3 protein-coding genes are annotated in these 3,382 nt (G+C 66.5%); 2 read left to right on the forward strand and 1 reads right to left on the reverse strand.

From position 1 onward, the window contains the following. A partial coding sequence (locus VET27_RS05100) for an NYN domain-containing protein (RefSeq protein WP_526515769.1) occupies window positions 1–746 on the forward strand: 746 nt, incomplete at its 5' end. On the opposite strand, the gene VET27_RS05105 is transcribed toward VET27_RS05100, so the two are convergent. Beyond that, window positions 743–1,708, reverse strand: coding sequence for an alpha/beta hydrolase (locus VET27_RS05105; RefSeq protein WP_526515772.1), 966 nt, complete (start codon window positions 1,706–1,708; stop codon window positions 743–745). The two genes, VET27_RS05100 and VET27_RS05105, sit on opposite strands and share 4 nt — an antisense overlap. A 447-nt stretch (window positions 1,709–2,155) precedes the next feature. Between VET27_RS05105 and VET27_RS05110 the strand changes: the two genes are divergently transcribed. Continuing rightward, window positions 2,156–3,382: Ig-like domain-containing protein (locus VET27_RS05110; RefSeq protein WP_526515774.1), on the forward strand; the 1,227-nt coding region annotated here is incomplete at its 3' end.

Below are 3,382 nucleotides of genomic sequence, written 5' to 3' on the forward strand. Positions count from 1 at the left end.
TCATCGACTTCGCCTCGTCGTTCGGCACGCTGGTGCTCACCAGGGCGTATGCCGATTGGTCGGCCGACGTCAACGCCGGGTACCGCGGTCAGCTCGTCGGCCGCGCCGTCGACCTGGTGCAGCTCTTTCCCGCCGCGGCCTACGGCAAGAACGGCGCCGACATCCGGCTGGCGGTCGACGCCGTGGAGGACATGTTCCGGCTGCCCGACCTGACGCACGTGGTGATCGTCGCCGGCGACTCGGACTACATCGCACTCGCTCAGCGCTGCAAGCGGCTCGGCCGATACGTCGTCGGCATCGGCGTGGCAGGTTCGTCGAGCCGCGCGCTTGCGGCCGCGTGCGACGAGTTCGTCACCTACGACGCACTGCCCGGGGTGCCGGTGTTCGAGCCGCCGGAGGTAGCTGCGCCCGAGAAGGACGAGCCGGAGCCGGCGCCGAAGAAGCGCGCCCCGCGGCGGCGCGCCACCCGGCCGCAGGAAGTCGAGGAGGAGCCCGAGGCGCCCGACCCCCAGGCCGCCGCGACCGGACTTCTGCAGCGGGCCCTGCGCATCGGCCTGGAAAAGGACGACGTCGACTGGCTGCACAACTCCGCGGTGAAGGCGCAGATGAAGCGGATGGACCCGTCCTTCAGTGAGAAGTCCCTGGGCTTTCGGTCGTTCAGCGACTTTCTGCGGTCACGCTCCGACGTCGTGGAGCTCGACGAGAGCTCCACGACGCGGATGGTGAAACTGCGCAACGACGGTTAGGCGATGGTCCGTACGATGTCGGGCTTCATGGCATCCAACTGCGCACCCCAGTAGCCCCAGCTATGCGTGCCGTTCGCCGGGAAGTTGAACGTCCCGTTGGAACCGCCTGCGCCGGTGTATGCCTTCTGGAAGGCGACGTTGCTGGCCTTGGTCAGTCCTTCCAGGAACGTGGCGGGCAGATCGCCGCCGCCGAGTTCGTTGGGCCTGCCGTTGCCGGTGTAGACCCAGATCCGGGTGCCGTTGGAGGCGATCCTGCTGGCCTGCAGCGTCGGGTCGTTGCGCTGCCAGGTCGGGCCGCCACCGGGGCCCCACATCGCGGTGGCATCGAAGCCGCCGGCGTCACGCATCGAGAAGCCGACCAGGGTCGGCCAGATGCCGTCGGACAGGTGCTCGAATCCCGACAGCGAGCCGGCGTAGGAGAAGTTGCCCGGGTGGTATGCCGCGAGGATCAGCGCGGCGCTGCCCGACATCGATAGTCCGACGACGGCGTTGCCGGAGGGGGAGATGCCCTTGTTCGCCGCCAGGTAGGCCGGCAGCTCGGAGGTCAGGAAGGTCTCCCAGTTGTAGGTCTGGGTCGTGCCGTTGCCCACGGCCGGGCCGTTCCAGTCCGAGTAGAAGCTGGACATGCCACCGACGGGCATCACGACCGACACGCCGGACTGATCGAACTTTTCGAACGCGTTGGTCTCGATGTCCCAGCCGCTGTTGTCGTCGCGGGCGCGCAATCCGTCCAGCAGGTACACCGCGTGCGAACCGCCGGGCTGGAACCTCACCAGCACGTCGCGGCCCATCGCCGCGGACGGAACCATCAGGTTCTCGACCGGCAACCCTGAGCGTGAGTACGCCCCGGCGGTCGCCGAGTTACCGGTGACACCGATCAGGGCGGGAAGAACGGCGGCTGCGACCGCGGCGACCGCGATACTGCGTCCCCAGCCATCTCGGATTCTCTTAACGAACGTCATCTCGTGTCCATCTCTTCGGGAAGTCCCGCACTGAATGCGGTGAACGGATTCGGGTACGGCGCCTGCTCGCGGGCCGCCGGACCGGTTGTCGCTTCTTGGCAACCGCCCGTGGGCAGCACTCCGCACGAAGTGCTGCCGTCATGTATTACTCGGCGACTCTCACCCGTTCGTTACCGGGCGACACCCGCGGCACGTTGTGAATCGGCTGTGCCCCACGTTGCTTCATCGACCATGCCCAGCTCAGGGCCATCGGTTGGTGCCTCTGACGCGAAAGTGACGTCGGTTGCCAACGCTTCTGAAACGAGCCGATCACGAACGAAGAACGCACCGCCTCGCCCATTGCGAAGGATGGCGGTGAACCACCTACCATGGGGTCGCGTCTTCTCGTCGGTGCTGAAAATCAATGGAGTTTTGTTGACGTCTACTCGTCGTGCCCGTGGGGCCTGGATGGCCGCCTCCTTCGCGGTGCTGGCCGTGCTCGGTGGTGTCGTCACGAGCGGGTCTGAACGGTGTGTGCACGGCTGCCAGGTGCTCGCCGCACCTCGCGATCTGGTTGAGGCGCAGCCGGTCGTGCCCACGTCCACGCCCGCGGTGCTGTCCGTCATCCCGGCGCCTGCGGCCGCCAAGGTCAACCCCGCGAGTCCGGTCATGATCAGCGCGACCGCAGGCATCATCACCGACGTCACGATGACCAACGACAGCGGGAAGGTCGTGCCTGGCGTGCTCACGCCGGATCACACGACCTGGAAGCCGACGAGTCAACTCGGCTACGGCCGCACCTACACGATGACGGTCCTGGCCCGCGGCCCCGGCGGCATGCCGTCGCGTCAGGAGTCCAGCTTCACCACGGTGTCTCCGAGCAACCAGACCCAGGTCTACTTCGAGACCACCGATGGAGGACTGCTGCAGGACGGCGCCACCTATGGCGTCGGTGCCGTCGTCGTCGCTCACTTCGACGAGACCATCGACGACAAGGCCAACGCCGAGCGGCACCTCTCGGTCACCACCAATCCGCCGGTGGCGGGATCGTGGTACTGGATCGACGGTCAGACGGCCCACTGGAGGCCGGAAAAGTACTACGCGCCGGACACCACCGTGACGGTCGCGGCCAACGTCTACGGCACGCCGCTCGGCGACGGCCTCTACGGCGAAGAGGACGAGCACGTATCGTTCGAGATCGGTGACGCCCACGTCTCGATCGCCGACGACGACACGCACATGGTCAGCGTCTTCGACAACGGCAAACTGGTCCGCACCATGCCGACCTCGATGGGCATGGGCGGAATCCAGACCATCGCGGGCACCACCTTCTCGTTCTTCACCCCGCCCGGCGTCTACACGGTCTTGAACAAGGCCAACCCGGTGATCATGGACTCCTCGACGTTCGGGCTGCCGACCAACTCACGACTCGGCTACAAGGAGTCGATCTCCTACGCCACCAAGATCAGCACCGACGGCATCTACCTGCATCAGCTGAACTCCACGGTGTGGGCGCAGGGCAACACCGACACCAGTCACGGTTGTCTGAACCTCAACGGCGACAACGCCGCATGGTTCTTCGACTTCTCGGTCCCGGGCGACGTGGTCGAGGTGCGCAACACCGGTGGCAAGCCCCTGGAGATCTCGCAGAACGGCGACTGGACGGTGCCGTGGGATCAGTGGCTGAAGGGCAGC

It is taken from the genome of Mycobacterium sp. (assembly GCF_035633495.1).
Classification (GTDB): Bacteria; Actinomycetota; Actinomycetes; order Mycobacteriales; family Mycobacteriaceae; genus Mycobacterium.